Genomic DNA, 1,116 nt, shown 5'->3' with positions numbered 1-1,116 from the left:
ACGCTGTTTTTCGTTAGGATAGATTTTACACTCAATTCCTTGATACATGTTTTCACCCCCTTGCGTTTATAGATATATTATACCATACGTATGACACTTGTTTATAGCGATAACAATTACTATAATTTAGTTGAAGAAGTGTTTACATATGATTGTGAAAACAAGGACAAATGCCTATAATTTTAATTTCTATTTGGTTTGGGTAACAAAGTATCGTAAGGAAATATTTACAACCATTGAAAAGCAAAACGCCATGCAAGATATATTGACGCACATTTGTGATGAACATGATATTGTCATCCAATCGCTGCAAGTTATGCCTGACCATATTCATATGTTGATTTCGTTCAACCCTAAACATGCCGCAAGTAGTATCGTCAAGACACTTAAAGAGAAATCTGCACGTCTATGGTTTAAAGCTTATCCAGAAACAAAGACAATGTTATGGGGTGGCCATTTATGGACACCTAGTTATTTCATGGCAACAGTAGGCAGTATGTCTAAAGAAGCTGTTAAAAAGTATATAGAAAATCAATTAACGGAATACAATGACGGTCGCCCTAGAACTTGATTCATCCATGTAATGAATTACACGGTTTTCTCAAGGGGCGACTTTAAATAAAAAGTGATCTTTCTCTTGCATCTTAACATATCATGCATACTATCCGCCATTTATCCTACTGAAACGAGTTTTATTTATGATAAGGTTCCCCGTATCAGTTGTGACTGCGGTTTTTAATCGCAATTGAATCGTTACGGTTTCCTTATCTGCTTCAGCTATTTCTTTTACTTTATTTTAACAATAAAGAAGGGTCAACGTATTTTAAACTCACGTTGACCCTTCCTTAAAATTCAATTAAATACTATTTCCTTTTCTTTTTGAAAACTAATGCAGAACCAATAGATAGGAATAATGCTCCTAAAATACTAGTGATTGTTGTACTTTCTACCCCTGTTGGAGGCAAATCTTGATTTTTAGGTTCTACAGTAACATTTGCTGCATCTGTGTTATTTGGCTCTCCTGGGTCCACTGGCTCTTCTGGATCCACTGGTTCTTCTGGATCCACTGGCTCTTCTGGGTCCACTGGTTCTTCTGGATCCACTGGCTCTTCTGGG

Annotated in this window: 2 protein-coding genes; one reads left to right on the top strand and one right to left on the bottom strand. The window is 36.3% G+C overall.

Annotated elements, in window-relative coordinates; translation table 11 throughout:
- Nucleotides 1-148: 148 nt before the first annotated feature.
- Nucleotides 149-571, top strand: coding sequence for an IS200/IS605 family transposase (gene tnpA / locus ACUW85_RS09535; RefSeq protein ID WP_182045097.1), 423 nt, complete (start codon nucleotides 149-151; stop codon nucleotides 569-571).
- Between the two features lie 292 nt (nucleotides 572-863).
- Here tnpA and ACUW85_RS09530 read toward each other — a convergent pair.
- On the bottom strand, nucleotides 864-1,116 hold a 253-nt coding region (locus ACUW85_RS09530), incomplete at its 5' end, for an LPXTG cell wall anchor domain-containing protein (protein ID WP_453977999.1).

The organism is Aerococcus sp. 150760013-2 (assembly GCF_053627715.1).
Note: the sequence above shows the minus strand (reverse complement) of the source record. Positions and strands in the feature narration are given on the sequence as shown.